At 63.1% G+C, this 25,586-nt stretch carries 21 protein-coding genes and 1 pseudogene; 10 read left to right on the plus strand and 12 right to left on the minus strand.

Features of this window, described 5'->3' with window-relative positions; genetic code table 11:
• Positions 1 to 96 precede the first annotated feature (96 nt).
• From IPK70_10760 to IPK70_10790, 7 genes are all read right to left on the minus strand, one after another.
• Positions 97 to 2,760, minus strand: coding sequence for a hypothetical protein (locus IPK70_10760; GenBank protein ID MBK8227642.1), 2,664 nt, complete (start codon positions 2,758 to 2,760; stop codon positions 97 to 99).
• Complete coding sequence (locus IPK70_10765; GenBank protein ID MBK8227643.1) at positions 2,757 to 3,101, minus strand: hypothetical protein; 345 nt, start codon at positions 3,099 to 3,101, stop codon at positions 2,757 to 2,759. Before IPK70_10765 ends, IPK70_10760 begins: the two co-directional genes overlap by 4 nt.
• A 120-nt stretch (positions 3,102 to 3,221) precedes the next feature.
• Positions 3,222 to 4,451, minus strand: a complete 1,230-nt coding sequence (locus tag IPK70_10770) for a pyridoxal phosphate-dependent aminotransferase (protein MBK8227644.1) — start codon at positions 4,449 to 4,451, stop codon at positions 3,222 to 3,224.
• Positions 4,452 to 4,547: 96 nt separating this feature from the next.
• Positions 4,548 to 4,949 carry a DUF1573 domain-containing protein gene (locus IPK70_10775; protein MBK8227645.1) on the minus strand — a complete coding sequence of 134 codons (402 nt, stop codon included), beginning with the start codon at positions 4,947 to 4,949 and terminating at the stop codon, positions 4,548 to 4,550.
• Between the two features lie 21 nt (positions 4,950 to 4,970).
• Positions 4,971 to 5,432 (minus strand): DUF1573 domain-containing protein, encoded by a 462-nt coding sequence (locus tag IPK70_10780; protein MBK8227646.1) that lies wholly within the window; start codon positions 5,430 to 5,432, stop codon positions 4,971 to 4,973.
• 108 nt (positions 5,433 to 5,540) lie between these two features.
• Positions 5,541 to 7,124, minus strand: coding sequence for a DUF1501 domain-containing protein (locus IPK70_10785; protein MBK8227647.1), 1,584 nt, complete (start codon positions 7,122 to 7,124; stop codon positions 5,541 to 5,543).
• 20 nt (positions 7,125 to 7,144) lie between these two features.
• Positions 7,145 to 8,815 carry a DUF1800 domain-containing protein gene (locus IPK70_10790; GenBank protein ID MBK8227648.1) on the minus strand — a complete coding sequence of 557 codons (1,671 nt, stop codon included), beginning with the start codon at positions 8,813 to 8,815 and terminating at the stop codon, positions 7,145 to 7,147.
• 247 nt (positions 8,816 to 9,062) lie between these two features.
• Between IPK70_10790 and xth the strand changes: the two genes are divergently transcribed.
• From xth to IPK70_10805, 3 genes are read left to right on the plus strand one after another with little or no spacing between them, the layout of a single operon-like run.
• Positions 9,063 to 9,824, plus strand: a complete 762-nt coding sequence (gene xth / locus IPK70_10795; GenBank protein ID MBK8227649.1) for an exodeoxyribonuclease III — start codon at positions 9,063 to 9,065, stop codon at positions 9,822 to 9,824.
• Positions 9,825 to 9,852: 28 nt separating this feature from the next.
• Entirely contained in the window at positions 9,853 to 10,668 is an 816-nt protein-coding gene (gene pyrF, locus IPK70_10800; protein ID MBK8227650.1) for an orotidine-5'-phosphate decarboxylase, read from the plus strand.
• A 30-nt stretch (positions 10,669 to 10,698) separates the two neighbouring features.
• Entirely contained in the window at positions 10,699 to 12,030 is a 1,332-nt protein-coding gene (locus tag IPK70_10805; protein ID MBK8227651.1) for a DUF2851 family protein, read from the plus strand.
• 8 nt (positions 12,031 to 12,038) lie between these two features.
• On the opposite strand, the gene IPK70_10810 is transcribed toward IPK70_10805, so the two are convergent.
• Together IPK70_10810 and IPK70_10815 are read right to left on the minus strand one after the other, a co-directional pair.
• On the minus strand, positions 12,039 to 12,689 hold the full coding sequence (locus IPK70_10810) for a DUF4956 domain-containing protein (GenBank protein MBK8227652.1): 651 nt from the start codon (positions 12,687 to 12,689) through the stop codon (positions 12,039 to 12,041).
• A gap of 17 nt (positions 12,690 to 12,706) precedes the next feature.
• Positions 12,707 to 13,468 carry a polyphosphate polymerase domain-containing protein gene (locus tag IPK70_10815; GenBank protein ID MBK8227653.1) on the minus strand — a complete coding sequence of 254 codons (762 nt, stop codon included), beginning with the start codon at positions 13,466 to 13,468 and terminating at the stop codon, positions 12,707 to 12,709.
• 85 nt (positions 13,469 to 13,553) lie between these two features.
• On the opposite strand from IPK70_10815, the gene IPK70_10820 reads away from it, so the two are divergent.
• The 7 genes and pseudogenes from IPK70_10820 (at position 13,554) to IPK70_10850 (ending at position 19,362) form a co-directional block, all read left to right on the plus strand.
• Positions 13,554 to 14,036 (plus strand): cytidine deaminase, encoded by a 483-nt coding sequence (locus IPK70_10820; GenBank protein ID MBK8227654.1) that lies wholly within the window; start codon positions 13,554 to 13,556, stop codon positions 14,034 to 14,036.
• A gap of 78 nt (positions 14,037 to 14,114) precedes the next feature.
• Positions 14,115 to 15,148, plus strand: a pseudogene (pdhA, locus tag IPK70_10825) (pyruvate dehydrogenase (acetyl-transferring) E1 component subunit alpha).
• 2 nt (positions 15,149 to 15,150) lie between these two features.
• Complete coding sequence (locus tag IPK70_10830) at positions 15,151 to 15,576, plus strand: hypothetical protein (protein ID MBK8227655.1); 426 nt, start codon at positions 15,151 to 15,153, stop codon at positions 15,574 to 15,576.
• 13 nt (positions 15,577 to 15,589) lie between these two features.
• The gene (locus IPK70_10835) at positions 15,590 to 16,864 is read left to right on the plus strand and encodes a pyruvate dehydrogenase complex dihydrolipoamide acetyltransferase (protein ID MBK8227656.1); all 1,275 of its coding nucleotides are present in this window, start codon (positions 15,590 to 15,592) and stop codon (positions 16,862 to 16,864) included.
• Positions 16,865 to 16,870: 6 nt separating this feature from the next.
• Positions 16,871 to 17,296: an isoprenylcysteine carboxylmethyltransferase family protein gene (locus IPK70_10840; protein MBK8227657.1), complete on the plus strand. Its 426-nt coding sequence runs from the start codon at positions 16,871 to 16,873 to the stop codon at positions 17,294 to 17,296.
• Positions 17,297 to 17,384: 88 nt separating this feature from the next.
• Positions 17,385 to 18,629 (plus strand): efflux RND transporter periplasmic adaptor subunit, encoded by a 1,245-nt coding sequence (locus tag IPK70_10845; GenBank protein ID MBK8227658.1) that lies wholly within the window; start codon positions 17,385 to 17,387, stop codon positions 18,627 to 18,629.
• A gap of 37 nt (positions 18,630 to 18,666) precedes the next feature.
• Positions 18,667 to 19,362: an ABC transporter ATP-binding protein gene (locus tag IPK70_10850; GenBank protein ID MBK8227659.1), complete on the plus strand. Its 696-nt coding sequence runs from the start codon at positions 18,667 to 18,669 to the stop codon at positions 19,360 to 19,362.
• Between the two features lie 149 nt (positions 19,363 to 19,511).
• On the opposite strand, the gene IPK70_10855 is transcribed toward IPK70_10850, so the two are convergent.
• The 3 genes from IPK70_10855 to IPK70_10865 all read right to left on the minus strand — a co-directional run bounded on the left by IPK70_10855 (position 19,512) and on the right by IPK70_10865 (position 25,584).
• Positions 19,512 to 20,714 carry an efflux RND transporter periplasmic adaptor subunit gene (locus tag IPK70_10855; GenBank protein ID MBK8227660.1) on the minus strand — a complete coding sequence of 401 codons (1,203 nt, stop codon included), beginning with the start codon at positions 20,712 to 20,714 and terminating at the stop codon, positions 19,512 to 19,514.
• A 13-nt stretch (positions 20,715 to 20,727) separates the two neighbouring features.
• Complete coding sequence (locus tag IPK70_10860; protein ID MBK8227661.1) at positions 20,728 to 25,098, minus strand: CusA/CzcA family heavy metal efflux RND transporter; 4,371 nt, start codon at positions 25,096 to 25,098, stop codon at positions 20,728 to 20,730.
• Between the two features lie 96 nt (positions 25,099 to 25,194).
• Positions 25,195 to 25,584, minus strand: a complete 390-nt coding sequence (locus IPK70_10865) for a hypothetical protein (protein ID MBK8227662.1) — start codon at positions 25,582 to 25,584, stop codon at positions 25,195 to 25,197.
• Between the last annotated feature and the right edge of the window lie 2 nt (positions 25,585 to 25,586).

Genomic DNA, 25,586 nt, shown 5'->3' on the forward strand with positions numbered 1-25,586 from the left:
CGCTGGGCGCGAACGGGCAACATTCCAGCCGGTGTCAGAATTCAACAAGGCCGGGTCTTTGGCCCGGCCTTGCTTGATGATGGTTCGGATGCTCGCTCAGCGGACAACGAATCTTCCGATGTTCTGCGATCGGCCTTCGCCGAACGATGCGATGAGCACGTAATGCCCGCTTTCGAGGCCGTTCAGCGGCATGGTCACGGTTTGCTGACCTGCAGCCACGGTTGATCGGTGCTCTCCGACGAGCCGGCCGCTCGCGTCGAGCACGCGCAGGTAGGCGAGCATCTCCGCATCGGCGTCGATCACCACGCTAATCTGGTCCTCGGCCGGGTTCGGGAAGAGGCCGCCGACGAATGATCCATAGCGGTTGGCCACGGCCACCACTTCGCTCAGTTCGTCGCTGCCATCGAGGTCGATCATCTTCAGCCGGTAGTAGTTGAATCCGGGCAGCGGTTGCGCATCCAGGAATTCGTAGGCGGTGGTGCTGGTTGAGTTTCCCGCAGCGGCCACTTGCCCGATCTGCTGGAATGCACCGGTCTCATCCTGCCGCTCCACCGCGAAGAAGGCGGTGTTGGTCTCGGTGGCGGTATTCCACTCCAAGCGGATGCCCTCGGGAACCGGAGCGCCGTTGAGGCTGATGAGCTGCACCGGAAGCAGGTTGCAGTCGAGGCTGGCCCCATCGGTGAGCTGCCAGGTGAGGTCGAAGGCCAGGCCGCTCTGGCTCCAATTGCTGATGTAGAGCAGGTAGTATTCGTCGGTGCTCACGGGCATCAAGGTGGACCACTTGAATCCGGATGCATTCTCTGATGGATTGGTACCTGCGGAGGAGAGGCCGGTATCACCGGGATCCCCGCTGTAATTGCAGCGCAGCGGCGCCGCCATGGGCGGGCAGCTCAGCGAAGCGTAGGGTCCCCAAATGGCGAAGTCGTAATCGTCGGCCGGGTTGTTCGGCGAGATCGTGAACCCGAGCGTGCCGCCCGCGGAAGGCGAGAAGCTGTACCAGGAGCCTTGTCGCTCATTCGAGCCGAGGCAGCCGCGTGAGTGCAGATGCAGGTCGGCCGTGAGTCCGGTGCTCGTGGGGTTGTCACTGACCTGCTGGGCGCCGCAGATAGCCGTGCGCCCGTAGCAGTCGCTCGTGGTAGGCGCGGCGGATTGGCAATCGACGGTGCCCACGTAGCGAAGGCCGGTGCCTGGTGTTGGGCCATCGGAGTAGACAGGGCCGTAGATCAATTGCAGCACATACCGGATCTCGCCCTGGTTCCCACCGACTGAATTGTACGTGAGTTGGATCGATTGGCCGATGGAAGCCGTGATGTAGGCCACCTCGCGATCAGCGTTGGTGTTGGTGTAGCTCACTGCCGGTCCGGCGCCGATCTGGATGCTCACGTTGCTGCCGCCCCAGCCATCGCCCTGCGAATCGTACATGTGCAAGGCATAGGTGCAATCCCCGGTCGCTGGAGCGGTATTCAGGCACAGATTGAAGGTCCCGCTGTTCCCGTTGTTGCCCCAGACGCGCAAGTAGTAGGTGGTTCCTGCTATCAGTTCCAGGGGGGTGTAGGAAAGGAAGGGCATGTTGCCCGTCCCGCTCGTGTTGTCGCAGGAGATCAGCGTGAAGGTGCCATTGCATGCCGTGGCTTGATAGAGCGCCATGGCTGCGTTGGTCAGGCTCCCGGCCGTGGTGCGGATCGCGACCAATCCAGAGGCCGGCGCCACGAAGCTGAACCAGATGTCGCCGCCGGAATAGGTGCTGCAACCGGGAGTGGGGATGCCGGCCGTCGCGCTGGCGTTCACGTTGGAATACGTGGTGTACGAGCAGCTTGAGCCCAACGAGATGGAGATCGCTCCGCAGGGATCGTCATTGGCTGGGGGAGACCACACGCAGATGTTGAAGGTGCCGCTGGCTCCGCTCTCGCCCCACATGCGCACATAATAGGTCTCGCCCGGGTTAAGGCCGGTGCGATTGATCTCGCTCATGCTGCCCGGGCCACCATTGGCATCGCACTCAATCAGTGTGAACGTGCCGCTGCATGCGGTCGCACTGTAAAGGGCCATGCCCGAGTCGGTCAATGATCCCGCCGTGGTCTCGATATTGGCGATGCCGTTGGATGGCGCCACGAAGGAGTACCAAACATCATTTCCGGTGAAGTTGGCGCACCCTGGGGCCGGGATGCCGGCGGTGGCCGTGCTGTTGATGTTGTTGGTGGCGGTGAGGGTGCAGCTCTGTCCCACGCTGAGAGCCGTTGCCGCGCATGGTTCGTCGTTCGTTGGGGGCACAGGGCTCCAGATGCAGATCCGGCCATCCATGCCGCTGTTGTCGTTGTGGCGCTGGATCCGGATCATGTAGTCCGTTCCGGGCGTAGTGGCCAGGCTGGTGATCACCGCGTTGTTTCCGTTGCCACCGGAATTCACGCAGGCGACCTGCGTGAGGCCAGCGGTGCAGGTCCCCGTGTACACGTGCATGATCGGCCGGTGGCTGTTGTCCGGGTCGAATGTGATGTTCGTGGTTGCGTAGGTGGCCGTGAACCAGCCCCATGCATCATCGTAGTTCCCTCCGGTGCAACCGGATGCCGTATAGGTGGCGGAGAAGGAGCCCGGTTTGTCGAAGTTGGAGAAGGTGCATGAAGTGCCCACCGGGTACTCACTCCCGGCGTTGTAGCCGCAGGTGTTCGTGGCGGTCTGCGCTCCGCTTGTGGCCGACACGGCGAAGGCCAGGCCGATGAGGGCTCCGCGCAGCACTGTGGGTCGTGTGATCGAGGTGCTCATTGATTCTCGGATTTGGGGTCGATGCGATTCGCGCGAGGGGCGAGGCCTACACCCATGCCCGCCGCGAGGTTGATCACCTGTGCCGGATCGATCGGCTGGTAGGCCAGGACCTTCATCAGCCGCGATGGCCTGTCGATGCTCACCTTCATGCGCGGGTCGAAGCCCGAGACGGCCTCCGTGAAGAGCTTCTCATCATACGCGCTCAGCTCAGCGGTGAGGCTGAACTGATAGCGGTGCTCCTCTTCGATGATCGGGGTGCTTCCCTGCGCCTTGGCGTTGGCAGAGATCAGGAGGGCGAACGCCATCGGCGCCAGCCCTTTCCAAGGGTTCCATGTGCTCATGTTGGTCCGTTTTGGGCATGGCGGAGTAGGCCAAGCCGGGCCGCTTCAACGGATCCGACGAAATGCGGTTACAGACAGACCAACGGATTGCGCAAGGAAATGCCGAACGGATCGGATCGGCTACCTCGATTCAGCCACGGCCGCGTTGGCTGGTGCGATACGGCCGGGATATACGGCCAATGCTTCGCGCAGGCATTCCACGGCCAGTTTCAGCTGCGGCTGTTCCAGCACGTAAGCCAAACGTACCTGCGTGCGCCCAGTGGCCGGCTCGGCGTAGAAGCCGGTGGCCGGGGCCATCATCACGGTGTGGCCTTCATGGCTGAAGGATTCGAGCAGCCATTGGCAGAAGGAATCACTGTCGTCGATGGGGAGTTCGGCTACGCAATAGAATGCTCCCTTCGGCTTGGGGCAGGTCACGCCAGTGATCGTGTTCAGGCCATCGACCAGGATGTCGCGCCGCTGCACGTACTCGGCCACCACGTCATCGAAATACGGTTTCGGTGTGCGCAGCGCTGCTTCACTGGCCAATTGCCCGAAGGTGGGCGGGCTCAAGCGGGCCTGCGCGAATTTCATCGCGGTCTGCAGCAGCTCGTTGTTGCGCGTGATGAAGGCGCCCACGCGCGCGCCGCACATGCTGTAGCGCTTGCTCACGCTGTCGATGAGCACCGCGTGCTGATCGAGGCCATCGAGGGCGAGCGCGCTCACGTGGACGGCGCCATCGTAGCAGAACTCGCGGTACACCTCGTCGGCGAAGAGGAAGAGGTCGTGCTTGAGCACGATGCTCCGCAGGGTCTCGAGCTCGGCCCGGCTGTAGAGGTAGCCGGTGGGATTGCCCGGGTTGCAGATCAGGATGCCCTTGGTGCGCGGGGTGATCAGCGCCTCGAAAGCCTGGATCGGCGGCAGCGCGAAGCCATCGGCAATGGTGCATCGCACAGGAACGACCTTCACGCCTGCGCTCACCGCGAAGCTGTTGTAGTTGGCGTAGTAGGGCTCGGGGATGATCACCTCGTCGCCCGGCTCGAAACAGCTCATCATGCCGAAGAGCAGCGCTTCACTGCCGCCATTGGTCACGATGATCTGCTCGTGCGTGATCGCGATGCCGTGCTCGGCGTAGTAGGCCGCCAATCCTTTCCGATAGCTCTCGAATCCGGCGCTGTGGCTGTACTCGATCACCTTGCGGTCCAGCTTGCGCATGGCATCCAGGGCCACATCCGGCGTTGCGATATCGGGCTGCCCGATGTTGAGGTGGATGACCTGGACGCCGCGCTTCTTGGCCGCCTCGGCGTAGGGCACGAGCTTGCGGATGGGGGAGGGCGGCATCAATCGGCCTTTGGACGAAATGGCGGGCATGGGCGTGGCGTTGGTTGCGCGGGCGAAGTTCGTCATGCGCCGCAAAGCACGAGGCCCCTCCTTGCGGAAGGGCCTCGCCTTGCTGATGGATCGGACTCAGTGCGGCGTTGCACCGTCCTCCGCGCCGCCCGAGACCATGCCTTTCACGCGCACGATCTTATCGGGTTCGTTCACGGCGTTGCTGGTGATGGTGACGCTCTTGTTGATCGGCCCGGTGCGCTTGGTGTCGTAGCGCACGGATACCGTGCTCTTCTGCCCCGGAGGGATCGGCGTGTTGTCGCACTTGGGGACCGTGCAGCCGCAGGAGCCCTTGCAGTTGGTGATGATCAGTGGGGCATCGCCCGTATTGGTCACCACGAACGAGCATTCGCCGTTGGCGCCTTGCGCGATGGTGCCGTAGTCATGCACTTCCTTGTCCACTTGGATCATGGGCCCGTTCTGGGCGATCGCCGTGGCGCCCAGCATGGCTGCGAAGGCGAGTGTCAGGAGCTTCATCATGGGTGCGGGCGTGCTTGCGGATCAATGCTTCTCGACAGGCGCCATCGGGCTGGCCTCCTTCACCGGAGAGGTGGGCGACGCTGCGGTGGCCTCCACCGTGCCACGGATCGTCACGATCTTGCTCGGGGCATTGGTGGCGTTGCTGGTGATAGTGACGCTCTTGTTGATGGGTCCCTGACGGTTGGTGTCGTACTTCACCGTGATGGCGCTCTTCTCACCGGGCTTGATCGGTGCCGTCTCGCACTTGGGAACCGTGCAGCCGCAACTGCCCTGGCATTGGGTGATGATCAAGGGCGCATCGCCGGTGTTGGTCACGGTGAATTCGCAGGTTCCATTGGCGCCTTGCGGGATGGTGCCGTAGTCGTGGCTTTCCTTGTCCAAGCTGATCATGGGACCGCTGCCGCCAACAGGCTTGGCATTGGGTTGCGCTGCTGCAGTGAGCACTGCGAGGCCGAATCCGAGAGAGAGTAGGAGCTGCTTCATCGGGTTGAAAGATGTTTTGTTTCGACGTTGGTACGCCAAAAGTGAGGGGCCTTTCCCGACCTTCTTCCTGCTTAACAGGACATTAACAGGGCATGCATCGGCACCGGCTCAGCGCACCTTCAGCAGGTTTCGCACTTGCTGGTTCCCTTCGTTCTGCAATCGCGCGTAATACACACCGGCCGGCATGTCGCCCAGGTCCACGTCGATGCGGTAGCTGCCTTGGGGCATGAGCTGGTTCATCACGGTCTGCACCACCTGGCCTTGCTCATTGAAGACCTGGATCATGACCCGGCCGCCGTTGCTCACGTAATCGAGCGTGGTGCGCTCGGTGAAGGGATTCGGATAGGCGTTCAGCAGTTGATCACCGGCGCGCTGGTTGGCTTCATGCACGCTGGTGCCCAAGCACCCATCGGGATCGATCAACGCCAAGGGTTGGTAGGTGTTGAGCAGCACCGCGTCGATATCATTCGGCTCCAGGCAGAACCAGTCCTTGAGCACGCTCGCATACACGCTGCGGAAGTCGTACTGCATGGCTAGGTTGGTCTGGTAAGTCGCGTTGCTGTGGATCTCCGGATTGGTGCCCAGCATGCCCGGGAGCACCTTGGTGCCGAAGAGGAACATGGGCTGCGTGCTGCCGTGGTCCGTGCCGAGCGAGGCGTTGTCCACGATGCGGCGGCCGAACTCACTGAAGGTCATTCCCAGCACGCGGTCCTCGAGGCCCAACAGGCCGAGGTCGTCCTGGAAGGCGTGGATCGAATCGCTCAGGCCTTGGAGCAGGTTCGCGTGATTGCCGATGCTATGGTCATCCTGCTCCACTTGCTGGGCATGGGTGTCGAACCCGCCGAGGCTCACCCAGTAGATCTTGGTCTTCAATCCCCCGCAGATCAGCTTGGCTACCACTTTAAGCGCTTGTGCGAGCCGCGCGCCGGGCGCATTCCCGGTCGGGTACAAGGTGCTCTGCACGCAGTTCGCCGAAGCCGCGGCTTCGATCACATCGCCATAGAGGTCCGTTTGGCGCTGCACCTGGCGAACGAAGTCGAGCTTGCCGCCATTGCACGCTGCGCTTGGCGGGTCCTGGTAGATGTAGTTGGTGAGGTTGAGCGGATCATCGGTGCTGTTGATGGAAACGCCCATGCTCAGCCCTTGGAACTGCAGGCCAAGGCCCACTGCTCCGCCCACCCGGATCGCGAGCGGATCAGGCATGTCGTCGTTGGGGTAGCCTGCCGGATAGTTCGGGTACTCCTGATTGAGGTAGCGTCCCGTCCAGCCCGAATTCAGCAGTTGATCGGCATTGGCGCCGGTCTCATAGATATCCGTGGCCCGGAAGTGCGAGAAGTTGGGCTCCGGGTAACCCACGCCCTGCACAATGGCGAGCTTGCCATCCTGCCAGAGATCCTGCATGCCGGTCATGGCCGGGTGCAGGCCCGTGCCGCCGAGGCCGGCCAGCGGCAGCACCTGCGGTTGCGGGATCAGCACATAGGGGCGCTTCACCGAGAGCACGCTGTACTGGTCGAGCGGGATCACGGTGTTCAGGCCGTCGTTGCCGCCGAAGAGCTGGATGATCACCAGCACGCGGTCATCGGCCGCGCGGTTCTTCCAGAGGGCCTGCATCAAAGGGCTGCTGAAGCCCTGCACGGTGAATCCGCCCACGGTGGCTGCGGAAGAGGTGCGGAGGAATTGCCTGCGGTTCATGCGGTTGGTGTTGCGGCGGTTCAGTGCATCTGGGTCTCTGCGGCCTTGGCCATGTCGATGAAGAGCAGCTGCAGCAGGGTGGGCACCAGCTGGGCGGTCATGTCGGTGGTATTCGGGTCCTGCACATAGAGCTCATAGGCATCGGTCCAGTAGCTGTCCGTGATCTGGCCGAGCAGCAGGTAACTGATCTTCAATTGGGTGCGCACCAAGAGGCTCACCGGTATGGCAAAGAGCAGCTCAGCGGCATCCGACACCAGGGTATTCGGGTTGTAAGGATCCGTGAATTGCCCCACCAGCGAAACGAAATCGACCTTGAACTCCAGGTTCGCGCTCTGCGGCTGGTAGGTGCCAGCCGGTGTGGAGAAGCCGGCGTACATGATCCCTTGGATCGTGTTGGTGCGCGCCGGGTACGTGGCGGTATCGAGCCAGAGGTCGTCGTAGGCTGGGTACTGGTAGTAGGCTGACCAGCCTGCCACGTTGGGCGGTTGGTGCAGTTGCTGGCCGCAATAGGCCATCAGATAGTACACATCGCGCCAGACCATGTGCTGCGCTTCGAGCTGCGTGGGCGCAGGCATGGGCACTTCCAGCTTGCGCACCGCGCCGACCACCCAGTCGGCGGGGCTCATGATCATGCAGGCCTGCACGTTCGCGCTGAAGAAATGGTCGCTCGTGAGCAGGGCTTCCATCACGATGCGCATCTGATCGGGAGCCGCCGCGTTGTCGCGGAAGATCTCGGCCAGCGGTTCAATGACGCTGGTCTCTGCGGAAGCATCGATCTCGCCATGCACGAAGAAGCGGTAGAGCTCCCGGCAGATGAATCTCGAGACTTCCTCCTTCGCCATGATCATGTTGAGCAAGGCGTTCAGCTCGGCCTCGCCGCCGGGATCTCCGGCAACGCCTTGGATCACCGTGTTGTTGAAGAAGGCGCTGAACTGCTTGTCAGCGGTGACGTGCTGGCTCGGTCGATAGGCCACATAGGGCAGAACGATGTCGCCTAAGGCATCGGTCTCGCGAACGGTCCAGCCCGTCAGCACACGCGCGGCAGCCTGCACATCCTCTTCCGTATAGCCGCTGCCTTCGCCCAGCGTGAAGAGCTCCATCAGCTCCCGCGCGTAGTTCTCATCGGGCGCTGCGGCGGTGTTCAGGTAGCCGTTCAGGTACACCAGCATCGCGCCATCGATCGTGATGTCGTGGATCAGCGTGCGGAAGTTCCCCAGGCATTGGGTGCGCAGCAACTGGTCGTACACATAGGTGAGCCGTGGATTGAAGATCGCGCCGAATTCCGTTGGCAGGTGGTTGTGCCAGAAGAGCGTCATGCGCTCGCGGATGTTTCGGTCCTGGTGCACCATGAGCCCCGTCCGCCACCAGAGGAAGCTCTGCAGGCGCGCACTGGTGAGCTCCGTGAGTTCCGTGTCATTGGCGCCGTACCGCACGGTATCCACCCAAGTCTGTCCGAAGGGCACCTGCGGATCGAGCGCATTCGGGTCCGGGTTGCCGCCGTTGAGCCCCCAATACGCTTTGGTGGGCGGCGTGGTGTCGTTGGTGACGGTGAGCAGCGCATTCACCACCTGACTGAGGCTCTGCCCTTGGAAATGGGCGAGGTCGGCGTTGGAGCAACCGAAGAGCGTGCGGCGCAGCAGGTGCTGCAGTTGCGGGCGACCGAAAGGCCCGGTGTACGGAGTCAGTGGCATGCGGGGGAAGATTGATGCGTTGACGCTCGAAGTCGGGGAAAGTTAGATCGGCCCCCCATATCATTTCCTAGAAGTTTTGGACCAGTTCTCACCAAACCGCTGGTGAAGGCGTGGATTGCCCTGACGGAAACACAGCATTCATGGCAGATGCCCACCTTCGCCCGGGCGCTGCGCCGCCCTTCAGCAATCCGCAACCCCGTCATCCCGGGCTTGACCCGGCGCAACCTTCAACCCCCAACGGGCACCCATGAAGCTCATCTCCTTCAATGTGAATGGCATCCGTGCCAGCGTAGGCAAGGGCCTGCACGACACCCTGCGCACCCTCGATGCCGACATCATCTGTTTCCAGGAGACCAAGGCTACGCCGGAACAAGTAGCCGCTGCACTGAAGGACGCCAACGGCTATCACGTGAACGCCTATGGCGCGGAGAAGCTCGGCTACAGCGGCACGGCCATCGCCAGCAAGGAGAAGCCCGTCAAGGTCGATTTCGGCATCGGCATGAAAGGGCACGATGACGAGGGCCGCGTGGTCACCTGCACCTTCAAGGACCATGTGGTGGTCTGCGTCTATACGCCCAACAGCGGCGAGGGCATGAAACGGCTCGGCTATCGCGCGGAATGGGATGCGGCGTTCAAGGCCTATGTCACCAAGCTGGCCAAGGGCAAATTGCCGGTCATCATCACCGGCGACCTGAACGTGGCGCACCGGCCCATCGACCTCGCGCGGCCCAAGGACAACTACAACAAGACCAGCGGCTACACCCAGCAGGAGATCGACGGCATGGACGCGCTGCAAGCGGCAGGCTTCGTGGACACCTTCCGGCATTTCCATCCGGACGCGGTGAAGTACAGCTGGTGGAGCCAGCGTTTCGGCGCGCGCGCCAAGAACGTGGGCTGGCGCATCGATTACGTGCTGGTGAGCAAGGGCTTCGAGAAGCAGGTGAAGGAGGCCTTCATCCTCAACGAGGTGATGGGCAGCGATCATTGCCCGGTAGGGATCGTGTGGTGATCGGGCCGCTGACGCCATCTTCGCGGCCGTGACGCGCCAGCGACTCATCAGCACCATCAAGCGGAAGCGCAGCCTGCTCTGCGTGGGCCTCGATACCGAGGAGCACCTGGTGCCCGAGCACTTCCGCGCGGAGAGCCATCCTGTTCGCGCCTTCAACGAAGCGATCGTCGAAGTCACGCACGACCTCGCCGTGGCCTACAAGCTCAACCTCGCCTTCTATGAGGCGCTCGGCGATCAGGGCTGGCTCGACCTCGAGGCCACCATCGGCTACATCCGCAGCAAGGGCGATTGCTTCATCATCGCCGACGCCAAGCGCGGCGACATCGGCAACACCGCGCGCAAGTACGCCGAAGCCTTCTTCGACGTGCTCGATGTGGACGCCGTCACGCTATCGCCCTACATGGGACGCGACAGCATCGAGCCCTTCCTGCACCGTCCCGGCAAGTGGGCCATCGTGCTCGGCATCACCAGCAACGCCGGCGCCGACGATTTCCAGTTCATCGCCGATGCGCATGGCCAGCGGCTCTTCGAGGCGGTGATCGCGAAGTGCGCGCAATGGGGAAGCCCCGATGAGCTCATGTTCGTCACCGGTGCCACGCGACCCGAAGTGCTGCAGCAAGCGCGCGCACTGGCGCCCGATCATTTCTTCCTCGTGCCTGGCGTGGGCGCGCAAGGCGGCGACCTCGACGCCGTGCTCGATGCAGGCATGACGCGCGACGGCGGCCTGCTCATCAACAGCAGCCGAGGTGTGCTCTATGCGGGTGCGGGCGAAGAGGCCATCCCCATGGCGCGCAAGGCGGCGATGCAGATGCAGCAGGCGATGGCAAAGCGTTTACGGGCATGAGGTGATATTCCCGCTGCCTACTTTCACCTTGTGTATCCAGCGTCGCCCGCCTCCTCCATCCTCCTCGACCCAGCCTTCCCCTACGGCGAGGACCTGCTGCAATTCATCTGGGAGCAAGGGCTGTATGAGCGCCGAGGATTACGCACCACGGATGGACGCACCGTGGAAGTGGTGAAGGCGGGCCGCATCCAGCGCGATAGCGGGCCCGATCTGGCCGACGCGAAAGTGCGGATTGATGGACAGCTCTGGGCGGGCACGGTGGAGGTGCACCTGCGATCGAGCGAGTGGAGGGCGCACGGCCACCACCACGACCCGGCCTATGAGAACGTGGTGCTGCATGTGGTGCATGAGCACGATGCCGAGGCTTGCACTTTGAGCGGCCGCACCTTGCCCACGGTTGAGCTGCTGCCGCGCGTCTCCACGGAGAGCATCGGTCTGTACCAAGCCCTCATGCGCGGCAAGGGCTTCGTGCCGTGCGCTGCGCAATTGCACCGCGCTGATCCCTTGCGCACCAGCTCCTGGCTCGAGCGCGTGCTGGTGGAGCGGTTGGAGCGCAGGACGGCGCATGTGGAATCGCTCTTCCGTGAGTTGAACGGCGATGCGTCGGAGACCCTCTACCACTTGCTCGCGCGCGGCTTCGGCCTGAAGGTGAATGCCGAGCCCTTCGGCATGCTGGCCCGCGCGCTGCCGCTGCGCGTGCTGCACAAGTACCGCGATGATGCGCTGCGCACCGAGGCCCTGCTCTTCGGTCAGGCGGGCCTGCTGCAAGTCGATCTCTTGAACGAGCACCCGCGCGTGCTGCAACGCGAGCATGCGCTGCTCGCCCGCATGCACGACCTCCATCCGGCCCCGCTCGCCGCCTGGAAGTTCGCGCGCATGCGGCCGATCAACCTGCCCACCATCCGCATGGCGCAGTTCGCGCGCTTGATCATGCGCTGCGATGGCGACCTGAGTCCGTTGATCGCATCAGACGATCCCGCCGTGATCCGCGAACTGCTCGATGTGGAAGCCGATGGCTATTGGACCGATCACTGGGTCTTCGACAAGCCGAGCGCGCCGAAGCCGAAGCGCCTGGGCCGTGTCGGCGCCGATCACCTGATCATCAACGCCGTCGTCCCGGCGCTCTTCGCCCTGGGCCGCGTGCTGGGCCGCACCGACCATGCGGACCGTGCCATGCGCTTGCTCGAGCGGCTCCCGGCCGAATCGAATGCGGTGCTGAAGGGATGGGAGGCTGCAGGGCTCAGCGCACAGGACGCCGGCCGAGGACAAGCGCTCATCGAGCTCAAGAACGAGTACTGCGACAAGCGCCGCTGCTTGCATTGCGGCATCGGGCAGCAGTTGCTGCGGTCAACCTTGAGATGAGTCGACGCCTAATCGTCGCCATCATCGCGCGGCAGCTCGTTGAAGCTGCCGAGCTCCTGCTCATCGTCGTAGTAGAACACGCGCAATTGGGCCGTGTCGCGCAACAGGTCGATGCGGCCCACCTCGATGCGTGACGGGCGCACGCCCAGGCGCTCGCGCAGGTCGTCCATGAGCTTGTCGCGGTTCTCCGGCTTGATCAGGTCGATGCGCTCGTAGGTGATCTGGCGCATGGCTTCGTGGCGCGTGAGCCAGAGGTGCTCCAGCACGTAGGTGGTGATCAGGATCAGCGCGTTGGTGAACAGCAATTCCACCAGGCTCACCTTCTTGCCGAAGAGCGCGTTCATCACCGCCACGGCGATCACCGCGAGCAGGTAGGTCATGTCCTTGATGCTGATCTGCTCGGTGCGGTAGCGCAGGATGCTGAAGATCGCGAAGAGGCCGAAGGCGAAGCCCGTGCTCAGCTTCACGCTGTTGAGCAGGCCGCAGAGGAAGAAGATGAGGACGTTGAAGAGGAAGTAGGTGAAGAGGAAGTCCTTCTTGCGGTGGATCGGGTAGTAGATCAACCGGATGAGGACATACACCACCAGCAGGTCGAGGCCGAACTTGAAGAGGAGTTCCCAGAAGTCGTCGTGGAAGATCTCCCAGCCGAGGAATTTCATGCGGTTCGTTTAGGTGTTCACGCGGCGTTGCGCAGGCGGTTGAGGCGGAGGAGCACTTCCTTGAAGGCGTTGTGCTTCACAGGGCGGCGCAAGGTGAGCATGCCGATGCAATACTTGCTCATGCCGCTGGGCCGCTCGCCCATGGCGCGCACCAGCTTCACGAAGGGTGAGCTGCGGTCGGCGCGTTCCTGCTTGAGCTCGGCCACCACGATGCCATCGAGCTCCCCGCTGCCATCGGGCATGGAGAAGCGGAGGTCCACATCCATGGTGAGGCGCTCGGGCCTGTCCTTCGCCACGAAGGTGTAGCGCGTGAAGTGGTTCCAGAGGGTGGGCACCAAGGGGCTCGCATCGTGCGCGGCCTCCTGCGCGAAGCGGAGCTGTTCGCCAGTAAGCTGCTCCGGGATGCTATCCACGCGGATGCGTGCCTTGTCCGTGCGGCCGCGACCCGTCTTGCGCTTCACCTCCAGGAAGGCGAGGCCGCTGCCGATGTATTCGCGGAAGCGCACCTTGCTGCGGAACGTGCGCTTGTTGTGGTGGTCGCGGTAATGCTTCAGGTCGGGCGTGTCGAAGTAGAGGCTGCGGTACGCCGTGCCGCGCTTGCCATCCACCTCGAGCAGGCGGTAGTGCGGGAGCATCTGTTCCAGCAGCTTGGGCAGGGAGTCGGCGCCGATCACGTACTTGGTGTCCACGCGGTCCTGCAGCTTCACGCCATCCATCTCCGCGAGGGTGATCGGCTCGAAGCGCTGAAGGATGAAGCTGTTATCCACGGGTTCCCGCAAGGCCGCCAAAACTAACCGAGTGGCGCCATTCGACCCTCGCGCCCGCGCAGCGTTCAAGTACATTCGCCCTCCTTTCGACCGCCGCATGGCCGAGCAGCACCAGCACATCTTCATGTACCGACGGATGCCGCTCGCGGAGCTGCCAACCGCCGATCAGGAGCTGGTGGCGCATGCGATCAAGGCGTCGCAGCGCGCCTATGCCCCGTATTCGCGCTTCCTCGTTGGGGCCGCGCTGCGTTTGAGCGATGGCTCGGTGACAGAAGGGAACAATCAGGAGAATGCCTCCTTTCCGGCAGGAATCTGCGCTGAGCGCACCGCCTTGCACCATGCCTTGGCCATGGATCCCTCGGCCGTGGTGGTCACCATCGCCGTGGCTGTGCCGCAAGTGGCGGGTGATGCGCCCGTTTCGCCGTGCGGCGTCTGCCGGCAAGCGCTGCTGGAGCAGGAAGCCCGGCAGGGCTCGCCCATGCGCGTGCTGCTGGCAGCGTCCTCTGGAGCGGTGATCGAAGTGGCGCGGGCCGCTGATCTGCTGCCCTTGCATTTCGACGCTTCCTTCCTGCCGAAGTGAGCGGTAAGTGACCGGTGCCGCCGGAATGCGGGCAGGTATATTTGCCCGCCACGCACTGCACGCGATCCATCGCATCCCATGACCACCAAGACCGCCGCCAAGGCCAGCCGCGCCAAGGCCGATTCCACCGCCTTCCCGAAGGAGACCTATCAGCGCTGGTTCAAGGACATGGTGCTCATGCGCCGCTTCGAGGAGAAGTGCGGCCACCTCTACACCATGCAGAAGTTCGGCGGGTTCTGCCACCTCTACATCGGTCAAGAGGCCGTGCTCGCGGGCATGGTCACCGCCATCCGCAAGACCGACCGCATCATCACCGGCTACCGCGACCATTGCCATCCGCTCGCCCTCGGCGATTCGCCCAAGCGCGTCATGGCCGAGCTCTACGGCCGCACCACCGGCACCAGCAAGGGCAAGGGCGGCAGCATGCACTTCTTCGATAAGAGCCGCAACCTCTTCGGGGGGCACGGCATCGTGGGCGGGCAGATCGGCCTCGGCGCCGGCATCGCCTTCGCCGATTGGTACCGCGGCGAGGACCATGTCACGCTCTGCATGTTCGGCGATGGCGCCGCGCGGCAGGGCATCTTGCACGAGACCTTCAACATGGCCATGACCTGGAAGCTCCCGGTGATCTTCATCGTGGAGAACAACCAGTACGCCATGGGCACCAGCGTGGCGCGCACCAGCAATGTGCATGACCTGCATCGCCTCGGCGAGAGCTACGACATGCCCGGCGTGGCGGTCGATGGCATGCGCTGCGAAGCCGTGCATGAGGCCATCGCGAAGGCCTGCGAGCACGTGCGCGGCGGCAACGGCCCTATCCTGCTCGATATCCAGACCTATCGGTACAAGGGCCACAGCATGAGCGACCCTCAGAAGTACCGCACCAAGGAGGAGGTGGAAGCCTACAAGCAGCAGGATCCCATCGAGAGCGTGCGCGCCACCTTGATCGCGAACAAGTGGGCCACCGAGGCCGAGCTGGAGGCCATTGACGAAGCCGCGAAGAAGGAAGTGGAGGAATCAGTGAAGTTCGCGGAGGAGAGCCCGTACCCGATCCCAGCGAACTGTACACCGATGTGTACATGCAGGCCGATTACCCGTTCGAGAAGGATTGAGCATGCGTGAGTCGGGCTTCATCATTTGCTGCTGCACCCTTCTGGTGGCTTGCAGGCATGAGGCGGATGAAGCCGTGCCCCCGCACCCGTATGCCGGGACCTACGTCGGCCTGTACACAGAAGCTGAATGGACCCCGAGCATGAGCTGGGACACTTCCTTCCTTTATACGGTCATCGTGACTCCTTTCGGAACGGGCTCGAATCAAGTCACGCTATCAAGCAGTGAGTTCGTGGGTGATTACGAGCTCGACAGTGCCGGGTACTATTATTACCACTTCGGCGGGATGGGAGGAGGAGGCTGGAGGAGCTGCCGCTTCCTTCTCGACACAGACCCCGATTCGTTGATATTGGTCTATCATGGCTTCTCCTCTTTGCCATCGGACCAGCACTCACGGGATAAGACCTTCCGAGGCAGAAGGTTAAACTAACGACCGCGCAATCATGGCCGAGATCATCCGCATGCCGAAGCTGAGCGATACCATGACCGAAGGCGGTCTCAGCAAGTGGCACAAGAAAGTGGGCGACAAGCTGAAGACCGGCGACCTGCTCGCCGAGATCGAGACCGACAAGGCCACCATGGACTTCGAGAGCCCGGTGGATGGCGTTCTGCTGCACATCGGCGTGCCTGCTGGCAAGAGCGCCGCGGTCGATAGCATCCTTGCGGTCTTCGGCAAGGAAGGGGAGGACATCACGGCTCTGCTGGCGAGTGCGGCTGCGGAGGCTCCGAAAGCGGCCGTGGTTGCTGACTCGAAGGAGGTGAAGGAAGTGAGGGAAGAGAAGAAGGTGATGGAGGTGAAGGCGCGCGATTCCGCTCCTCCATCACCTTCCATGCCTCCTTCACCTCCAGCACAAGCATTCTCCAACGGCCGCATCAAAGCCAGTCCGCTCGCCAAGCACTTGGCTGAGGAGAAGGGCATCGACATCAGCCGCGTGCGCGGCAGCGGCCCCGATGGACGCGTGACCAAGAGCGACATCGAGAACCATCGCGGCGGTGGCGCAGCGTTCAGCGCGCCGCAGGTGGAGGCCTTCACCGAGGTGGAGGTGAGCCAGATGCGCAAGACCATCGCGCGCCGCCTGGCCGAGAGCAAATTCACGGCGCCGCACTTCTACCTCACGCTCGAGATCGACATGGAGCGCGCCATGGCCGTTCGAGAGGCCATCAACAAGAGCATCGCGCCCGATAAGATCTCCTTCAACGACCTGGTGATCAAGGGCGTCGCTGTTGCCTTGAAGCAGCACCCGAAGGTGAACAGCTCGTGGCTCGGTGACCGCATCCGCTTCAACCAGCATGTGCATATCGGCGTGGCCGTCGCGGTGGAAGAGGGCTTGCTCGTGCCCGTGGTGCGCTTCGCGGATGGCAAGCCGCTGCGCACCATCGGCGCTGAGGTGCGCGACTATGCGAAGAAGGCCAAGGAGAAGAAGCTGCAGCCTGCCGATTGGGAGGGCAACACCTTCACCATCTCGAACCTTGGCATGTTCGGCATCGAGGAATTCACCGCCATCATCAACCCGCCCGATGCGTGCATCCTGGCCGTGGGCGGCATCATGGAGAAGCCTGTGGTGAAGAATGGCCGGATCGTGCCGGGCCACACCATGAAGGTGACCCTGAGCTGCGACCACCGCGTGGTGGATGGCGCCACCGGTGCGGCCTTCCTCAACACCTTCAAAGGGTTGCTGGAAGAACCGGCGCTGCTGTTGGGGGCTGGGGCGATCTGATCGCGCATGCGATCGATTCCACTCGTCATCGCCCAGTTCACGTGCATCGGCGCGCTCGCGCTGGGCGGCTCGTGGGTGCTGCCATGGTGGGCATGGGCGCTGTTCGCGAGCGGCCTTCTCGTCCTCGCTTGGGCCGTTGTTTCACTCGGCGGCCATAACCTCACGGTGATGCCCGACCCGCGCGCCTCGAGTGCATTGAGCGTTCAAGGCATCTACCGTTTTGTGCGCCACCCGATGTACTCGGCGGTGCTGCTCTGCGGTGCGGGGTTGGCCTTCGGTGCGCCGAGCGCGATTCGTTGGTGGTCATTGACGATCTGCGCGGTGGTGCTCATCCTGAAGATCAAGCACGAGGAAGCGCTGCTCACCCAACAGCACCCCGATTATCCGCGGCGCATGCAGGGCGTGAAGCGCTTGCTGCCCTTCGTCTGGTAGGGCATAACCATTCGTCACAGGGCTATCCGCCCCGCACATAGTTCTTCTGCCCTGAGCGCGGGTTCGGGAACCTTGTGGCCCCTCGTTCATGGATCGCGCCATTGATACCCGGCCCGCCAGACGGCGCCGCATGCTCTACGCTGCCGGCATCGGACTGTTGGTGCTGTTCGCGGTGGTGGCGCTGGCCAGCGGGCTGGGACGATCGCGCGTGCGGGTGGAGGCGGCCAAGGTCACGATCGGGACCGTGAGCCAGGGCCTCTTCAAGGAGTTCATTCCGGTCACTGGCACGGTGCAGCCGATCCAGACCGTCTTCCTCGATGCGCTCGAAGGCGGCACGGTGAAGCACCGCTTCGTGGAGGACGGCAGCATGGTGGAGTCCGGCCAGCCCATCATCGAGCTGAGCAATCCGCAGCTGCACATGGATGCCATCAACCGCGAGGCGCAGCTGCTCGATCAGCAGAACAACCTGCGCAACACGCGGCTGGCCATGGATCAGCAGACCACGCGGCTGCGCGATGAGCTGCTCAACCTCGAGAAGGACCTGAAGCGCTTGGAGCGCGACCAGCGCGTGGATGACCGCTTGGTGAAGGACTCGCTCCTCGCGCGCAACGCCTACCTGAGCAACTTGGAGAACCTGCAGTACATTCGCGAGAAGCGGAAGCTCGTGGCGGCCAATGTGCGCAGCGATTCGCTCTTCCGCCTCAGCCAGGTGGGCTCCATCACCAGCAACCTGGAGCTGATCCAGCAGAACCTGCGCTTCCTGCGCGACAACCTGCAGAACCTGGTGATCAAGGCGCCCATCGATGGCCAGCTAAGCGGATTGAGCGCGGAGCTGGGGCAGACGAAGCAGCGCGGTGAGCGCATCGCGCAGATCGACGTCCTGGAGAGCTTCAAGGTGCGAGCGCGGATCCCTGAGCACTACGTGAGCCGGGTGGGCATCGGGCTGCACGGGACGTTCACGCATGCCGGCCGGGAGCACGACATCGAGATCTTCAAGGTGTACCCTGAGGTGAGCAGCGGTGAGTTCGATGTGGACCTGCGCTTCGTGGGCGATAAGCCTGACGTTCGGCGCGGCCAGACCTTCCAGGTGCGCTTGCAGCTCAGTGAGGATATGCAAGCCGTGATGCTGCCGCGCGGTCCCTTCTTCCAGGACACGGGCGGGCAATGGGTGTACGTGGTGGATGCCGAGGGCACGGCCACCAAGCGCGGAGTGAAGCTCGGCCGCCAGAACCCGGAGATGTACGAAGTGCTCGAAGGGCTCGCACCCGGCGACCGCGTAGTGACCAGCCGGTACAGCGCCTTCAATGACGCGGATGAACTCTTGATCCAGTAAGGGCAGGATCTCCCCGGCCCCGATAAACCCCAGAACCATGAGCCTCCTGAAGACCCGGAACCTCTCGAAGATCTACCGCACCGACACGGTGGAGACCACCGCGCTGAACGAGGTGAGCATCGATATCGGCCAAGGCGAGTTCGTGGCCATCATGGGCCCCAGCGGCTGCGGCAAGTCCACGCTGCTCAACATCATCGGCCTGCTCGACTCGCCCACCAGCGGACAGTACTTCGTGAACGGCGAGGACGTGAGCGGCTACAACGAGCGCAGGCGCGCGGAGGTCCGAAAGAGCACCATCGGCTTCGTGTTCCAGAGCTTCAACCTGATCGATGAATTGACGGTCGCCGAGAACATCGAGCTGCCTTTGATCTACACGAGCATGCCGAAGGGCGAGCGCAAGCAGCGTGTGCAGGAAGCCATGGAACGCATGAGCATCATTGCGCGCGCCAAGCATTTCCCGCAGCAGCTGAGCGGCGGGCAGCAGCAGCGCGTAGCCATCGCGCGTGCGGTGGTGAACAGCCCCAAGCTGATCCTCGCGGATGAGCCCACTGGCAATCTGGACAGCGCCATGGGCGAGGAGGTGATGGGCCTGCTCACCGAGTTGAACAAGGCAGGAACCACGGTCATCATCGTCACGCACAGCATGCGCGATGCGGGCTACGCGCAGCGCACGATCAAATTGCTCGATGGCAAGGTGGTGGAGGGCAATGTGCCGGTGCAGACGCTGCTCTGACCCGCATCGGCTCTTGCATCTATCTGTTGTGCGCAGCGGTCAGTGCGGGTGATGCACTCCTGAGCAGGCGATATGATGCGTCCGACGCCATGCAGTCCGCGTCATGGTCGAGTGCAGCGTACCGATGGGTGGAGGCTTGGTTGGCGGATTCACTCCTCCCCGCTGTTCTTGAGCGTGGATAGGAGGCTGTACGCCCCCTGCACGACCACTGGCCGTTCGCGCAGCTCGGCGGAGGATCCCACCAGCTCGAAGTAGCCATACTCGTTGGCTCCGGTGGTCACAGGCACCATCGTGTAGCTGCCGTCCGCGTTCGCTGTGAACACGGCCTGGCCACTGCCGCTGCGCACCACGGCCGCTTCGGGCACGCACCACACGGTATCGGTTCGGCTTTCGAGGGTGGCGCTCATGGCCATGCCCGGCACGAGGTCCTTCGGTGCCTTGGTGAAATGGCAGTGGACGATGGCACTGCGATCGGCATCGAGGCTGCGGCCCACCAGGATCACCTCTGCCTCGTACTCGTCGTTGGGGTGGGCGGTGGGACGAGCATGCACTTCCTGACCAGTCCTGACACTGGGAAGGTCTTTCTCGAAGACCGTCAACGCCAAGTGGATGTCCTTGGGATCGACCAGCTCGAAGAGCACGTCCGTTGGCTGCACGTAGCGCCCGACGTTCACATTCACCTTCGATACCCAGCCGTGGATGGGCGAACGCAGGGCCACGCTGCGCGAGATGCTCTCCGAGGTCAGCGCTGTCGGGTCCACACCGATCAGCCGCAGCTGTTCGCCCAGTGAACGAAGGGTGACCTTCTGTGTGTTGAGCTCGGCGGTGACCTCCTGCAACACCTTGTCACTGCTGGTCTTCGTGGCGTTCAAGGCCTTCTGGCGCTCGAAGTCCTGTGCGAGCATGGCCACCCTTCCTTCAGCGATCAGGTAGTCCTGCTGCAATTGGATGAAGCGCGGGTCCTGCATCACCGCGAGCGTCTGCCCCTTCTGGACCTCCATGCCGGGCAGCAGGTCCGTGGAACGCAGGTAACCGCCGAGCGGAGCACTAATGCTCACGAGGTTCTGGGGCGGAACGTCCACCACGCCCTGCACGGGAATCAGCACGCCCAGCGAGCGGCGTTCGGCCTTGCCGGTCACGATGCCGGCGTTCTTCAGTTGCTCGGGAGTCAGGGTCACCGTGGTTCCAGAAGCTGGTGAAGCAGGGGTTTCGGCAGGTGCCTCGGTCGTTGAGCAGGACGCAAAGGCCATCAGGATGGCGATGGCACCGATCAAGGGCAGCCTTAGGGTTGAGCCCACTTCGACTCCGCTCAGGATGATCCGACCGCTTGAAATTGGAATGTGTTGACGCATGATCTGCGGGTGGTTAGAATCCGTTGAAGGCGTTGAGCTCGATGCTGGCGCGGCCGAGTGCCCGGAGCGCATCGAGGTACTCCATGGAAAGGGTGATGGACTGGCCGATCAGAAGACTCCATTCCATGCGATCGATCTGGCCGTTGCGGTACGCTTCCTCCGCTGAGCGCCTCAACAGTTCGGCTTCCTGCGTGGCTCCTTGCTCAAAAGCCTCCACACGTGCGAGATGGGCGGTATAGCGTTGTTGCGCCTGATGCAGTCGTGTGCGGACCTCCTGTTCCAGAGACTCTGTCTCGTTGGTCGCACGTTCTGTATCCAGTCGTGCGGCCTTGTTGCGCGCGGACTGTGCACCGAAGAACAAGGGCACCCCGATGCCGGCGCGTACCATGGTGAAGCGGTCGTCGCGGCCGTAGATCAACGATCCATCGGGCACGGAGGGCGATTGGTACAGCGTCATGGATGATACCCCGAGCGTAAGGTTGGGCAGCAGGTTGGATCGTTCCATGCGCCAGCGGGCATCTGCAGCCGCTTCCTGTTCCGTGGCCGACCGCACGATGGGATGCTTCAGTACCGCACTCTCATCGGGCATCACGGCAACGGTCCGTTTCAGCGGAAGGGGCGAAGCGGTCACATTGCCATCGCTGTTCATCAATTGCGCAAGGCGGGTGCGCGCCTGCCCCAATTCAGCGCTGACCTGCTGCGCGCGGGCACGCAACAGCATGGCTTGCGTCCGCGCGGTGGCACGTTGCAGCACATTGCTGGAGCCTAGGTCGAAGCGATGTTCTTCTCCGGGAACGGCAAGGGCGAATACGCTGTCTGCCTCCTGCAACAAGCGCAACTGCTCACCAAGCACCAGCACTTCGTGGTAGGTCTGCTCCACCTGCACACGCACATCTCGTTCGCGCATCGCTTGTTCCCAGCGGACACCGGCTGCACCGTGCTTCAGCATCTTCCGCCGTTGCATGTATACCGTGGGGAAGGCGAGGCTCTGCGAAAGGCTGATGCGATCGTCGTTCACGTTGGTGTTGATCTGGCCATACTCGAAGTCGAGGTTGGTGCGGGGCAGGTCCCAAGCGGCGCCGACGAGTGCTTCCTCGGCTTCACTGAGCAGCACCGCGCTCTTCAAACTGAGGTTCTTGCGCATGGCGCTTTCCACCGCTTGCTCCAGGGTGATCATGCGCGGTGCATCTTGTGCGAAGGCAGACGTGGGAAGGAGCACCAGTGCCAGCAGCACTGCGGCTACCAAAGAGGAAGGTCGCTTCGGTCCTTGCATGCTCGGCTTGCGGTACGCGAGCATGTACAAGGAGGGCAGCACGAAAAGCGTGAGCAGGGTGGCGGTGATGAGGCCGCCGATGACCACGGTGGCCAGCGGGCGTTGCACTTCCGCACCGGCGCCGTTGCTCAGGGCCATGGGCAGGAAGCCGAGCGAGGCCACGCTCGCGGTCATCAGCACGGGGCGCAGGCGGTTGGCGGTGCCGGTGCGGATGCGTTCGGCCAGGTCGGCGAGGCCCTCCTTCCGCAGGTGCTCGAACTCGCTGATGAGCACGATGCCGTTGAGCACCGCCACCCCAAAGAGCGCGATGAAGCCCACGCCCGCTGAGATGCTGAACGGCATGCCACGTCCGGCCAAGGCGAACACGCCACCGATCGCGGATAGCGGTACGGCGCTGAACACCAGCAGGCTCAACTTCAAGGAGCCGAAGGCGAAGTACAACAGCAGCAGAATCAGCAGCAGCGCCAGCGGTACCACCACGCTCAGCCGTTGCTTGGCCTCCACCAGGTTCTCGAAGGCTCCGCCGTAGGTGGTGTAATAGCCTACAGGCAAGTTCAACCGGGCATCCACCTTGCCCTGCAGCTCTTCCACGATCGATTGCACATCGCGCCCGCGCACGTTGAAGCCGACGGTGATCCGGCGCTTGGCATCCTCGCGTTGCACCTGGTTGGGTCCGTCCTCGATCCGCACATGGGCGAGCAGGGAGAGCGGCACGGGCTTGCCCATGGGCGTGGGAACCAGCAGGCGTTGCACATCGCTCAGGTCCGACCGGCTCTGCGAACGCGCGCGCACCACCAGGTCGAAACGGCGTTCGCCTTCGAACACTTGTCCGGCCACGCTTCCCGCGAAGGCCGTACGCACCACATCGTTCACCGCTTCCACATCGAGCCCGAAACGGGCCAGCGCGGCACGGTCGTGGGTCACGATGATCTGTGGCAGCCCGCCCACGCTTTCCACGTAGAGGTCCTTGGCGCCGTCCACGCTGCTCACCAGTTCACCCAGCTTGTGGGCATACGCCGCGAGCGTATCAAGGTCCTCGCCGTAGATCTTGCACACCACGTCCTGGCGTGCGCCGGTCATCAGTTCATTGAAGCGCATCTGCACAGGGTATTGGAATCCGAAGGTGACACCGGGCAACACGCTCAGGGTGCTTCCCATCTTCTCGGCCAGTTCATCGAAGGTCTTCGCGCTGGTCCAGTCCTTTTTGGGTTTCAGGATCACCATCATGTCCGCCGCTTCGATGGGCATGGGATCGGTGGGGATCTCGCCGCTGCCGATCTTGGTCACCACCTTCTCCACTTCGGGATACTGTGCCTTAAGCATGCCCGCCGCCTTCTGGCAGGTCTCCACGGTGTTGGTGAGCGAGCTGCCGGTGAGCAGGCGCGTGTCGATCGCGAAGTCGCCCTCCTCCAGCTCGGGGATGAACTCACCACCCAAGGAGGCCATGATGCCCCCAGCTAACACGAGCAGCATCACCGCAGCCACTATTAGCCGCATGGGCTTCCCGATGGCCTTGTTGAGCCAGGTGCGGTAGGCGTTCCCGAGGCGCTCCATCATGCGATCGGTCCATGTGGCGGGCGGGTCCAGCTTCTTGCTGAGGAAGAGCGCGCTCATCATCGGCACGTAGGTCAGCGAGAGGATCGCGGCACCCAGCACGGCGAAGGCCACGGTCTGCGCCATGGGCTTGAACATCTTGCCTTCGATGCCCGACAGGGAGAGGATCGGCAGGTACACGATAAAGATGATCACCTGACCGAACATCGCCGAGTTCATCATGCGGCTTGCGGAACCGCGCACCACCTCATCCATCCGCTGCTGATCGAGCCTGCCCGTTCCCAAGCCATGCCCGTGGCCATGGAGCCGGTGCAGCACGGCCTCGACGATGATCACCGCGCCGTCCACGATCAGCCCGAAGTCGAGCGCGCCCAGGCTCATCAGGTTGCCGCTCACACCGAACAGGTTCATCAGGATGATGGCGAAGAGCATGGCCAGCGGGATCACGGAGGCCACCACCAGCCCGGCACGCAGGTTGGCAAGGAAGAACACGAGGATGAGCACCACGATCAGCGCGCCTTCCATCAGGTTCGTCCGCACCGTGTGGATGGCGTTGTTCACCATCTTGGTGCGGTCCAGGAAGGGCTCGATCATCACACCTTCAGGCAGTGTCTTTTCGATCTGCGCGATACGCTCCTTCACCTTCTTGATGACCTCGCTGGAGTTGGCCCCCTTCAGCATCATCACCACGGCGCCGGCCGCTTCGCCTTCGTTGTTGTAGACCATCGCACCGTAGCGGGTGGCGGTGCCCAGGCGTACTTCGGCCACATCGTGCAGCAGCACCGGGGTGCGATCGGGGAGCACCTTCACCGGGATGGTGCGGATGGCCTCCATGTCCTCCAGCAGGCCCTCCGTCCGGATGAAGAGCATGGATGGACCGGTCTCGATGTACGCCCCGCCGGTGTTGGCGTTGTTGCGGGCCACGGCATCGAACACATTCGCGATGGTGATGCCCATGGCACCGAGCCGCTCAGGGTCCACGGCGATCTCGACCTGCTTCAGCTTGCCGCCGAAACTGCTCACGTCGGCGACCCCTTCGGTGCCGATGAGCTGACGCCGCACGATCCAGTCCTGGATGGTGCGCAGTTCGGTGGCGTCGTATCGGCCTTCGTAGCCGGGCTTGGGCCTTACCACGTATTGGAAGATCTCGCCCAGTCCGCTCGATACCGGCCCAAGCTCCGGTCGCCCCAAGCCCTCGGGGATGGTGAGCTGGGTGAGGCGCTCGGTGACCTGCTGACGGGCCCAGTACACATCCGTGGCGTCGTCGAACACGATGGTGACGAGCGACAAGCCGAAGCGGCTGAAGCTGCGCTGCTCGATGATGCCGGGCACGTTGCGCGTGGCCTGCTCGATGGGGAAGGTGATGAGCCGCTCGATGTCGCCGGCGCCCAGCGACGGGCTCACGGTGATCACCTGCACCTGGTTGTTGGTGATGTCCGGCACGGCGTCGATCGGCAACCGGGTGACGTTGTAGGCGCCATACCCGATGAGGCCCAGGACAAGAAGCCCCACGATGAGCTTCTGTTGGATGGAAAAGGCGATGATGCGGTCCAGCATGGATGAGTTCCGTTAGCGGTTGAATGCACCGCGAACCGCGCGGGGCGGCTCATCGGCTCGACCGGAACAGGAAGCAGTGCTGTGACCGGCCTGGGATCAGGCCAGGGTTCGGGGCGGACGCAGGAGCTCCGGATGGTGTCCGGCAAGCACATCCTGGTCAAAGGGCAGCGCTATCGGTGATAGTGCGGAAAGCGCGGGGAAACTCACTCGTCGCAAAGGCTCGTTGGCGAGCACTTTGGCCGATGCCTGGTCCATTCCAGCCCCATGATGGTGGTGAAACGGGAGGTTCTCGTGGTCGCTGTGATCCTGTGCCCGGTGCTCATCGTCCGCATAGTGCAGCACGATGAACGAAGCCAGATCGAGGTCCTCTGAAGCGGCCTTGTGTTCCATGAAGTGCACGAAGAGGAGCGGCATCCTCATCAGGTCTGGGCTCACCAAGAACCCCTGCACCCAAAGAATGGGCAATAGGAGCAAGATGCGGGGCATCA

It is taken from the genome of Flavobacteriales bacterium, assembly GCA_016712535.1.
Taxonomy (GTDB): domain Bacteria; phylum Bacteroidota; class Bacteroidia; order Flavobacteriales_F; family PHOS-HE28; genus PHOS-HE28.

Excerpts from the sequence above, each read along its gene's own strand:
- IPK70_10850 (MBK8227659.1), top strand. The coding sequence starts at position 18,667 with ATGAGCCTCCTGAAGACCCGGAACCTCTCGAAGATCTACCGCACCGAC.
- IPK70_10770 (MBK8227644.1), bottom strand. The coding sequence starts at position 4,451 with ATGCCCGCCATTTCGTCCAAAGGCCGATTGATGCCGCCCTCCCCCATC.
- IPK70_10830 (MBK8227655.1), top strand. The coding sequence starts at position 15,151 with ATGCGTGAGTCGGGCTTCATCATTTGCTGCTGCACCCTTCTGGTGGCT.
- IPK70_10835 (MBK8227656.1), top strand. The coding sequence starts at position 15,590 with ATGGCCGAGATCATCCGCATGCCGAAGCTGAGCGATACCATGACCGAA.
- IPK70_10865 (MBK8227662.1), bottom strand. The coding sequence starts at position 25,584 with ATGCCCCGCATCTTGCTCCTATTGCCCATTCTTTGGGTGCAGGGGTTC.
- IPK70_10845 (MBK8227658.1), top strand. The coding sequence starts at position 17,385 with ATGGATCGCGCCATTGATACCCGGCCCGCCAGACGGCGCCGCATGCTC.
- IPK70_10840 (MBK8227657.1), top strand. The coding sequence starts at position 16,871 with ATGCGATCGATTCCACTCGTCATCGCCCAGTTCACGTGCATCGGCGCG.
- IPK70_10765 (MBK8227643.1), bottom strand. The coding sequence starts at position 3,101 with ATGAGCACATGGAACCCTTGGAAAGGGCTGGCGCCGATGGCGTTCGCC.
- xth (MBK8227649.1), top strand. The coding sequence starts at position 9,063 with ATGAAGCTCATCTCCTTCAATGTGAATGGCATCCGTGCCAGCGTAGGC.
- IPK70_10820 (MBK8227654.1), top strand. The coding sequence starts at position 13,554 with ATGGCCGAGCAGCACCAGCACATCTTCATGTACCGACGGATGCCGCTC.
- IPK70_10775 (MBK8227645.1), bottom strand. The coding sequence starts at position 4,949 with ATGATGAAGCTCCTGACACTCGCCTTCGCAGCCATGCTGGGCGCCACG.
- IPK70_10855 (MBK8227660.1), bottom strand. The coding sequence starts at position 20,714 with ATGCGTCAACACATTCCAATTTCAAGCGGTCGGATCATCCTGAGCGGA.
- IPK70_10810 (MBK8227652.1), bottom strand. The coding sequence starts at position 12,689 with ATGAAATTCCTCGGCTGGGAGATCTTCCACGACGACTTCTGGGAACTC.
- IPK70_10860 (MBK8227661.1), bottom strand. The coding sequence starts at position 25,098 with ATGCTGGACCGCATCATCGCCTTTTCCATCCAACAGAAGCTCATCGTG.
- IPK70_10785 (MBK8227647.1), bottom strand. The coding sequence starts at position 7,124 with ATGAACCGCAGGCAATTCCTCCGCACCTCTTCCGCAGCCACCGTGGGC.
- IPK70_10760 (MBK8227642.1), bottom strand. The coding sequence starts at position 2,760 with ATGAGCACCTCGATCACACGACCCACAGTGCTGCGCGGAGCCCTCATC.
- IPK70_10780 (MBK8227646.1), bottom strand. The coding sequence starts at position 5,432 with ATGAAGCAGCTCCTACTCTCTCTCGGATTCGGCCTCGCAGTGCTCACT.
- IPK70_10790 (MBK8227648.1), bottom strand. The coding sequence starts at position 8,815 with ATGCCACTGACTCCGTACACCGGGCCTTTCGGTCGCCCGCAACTGCAG.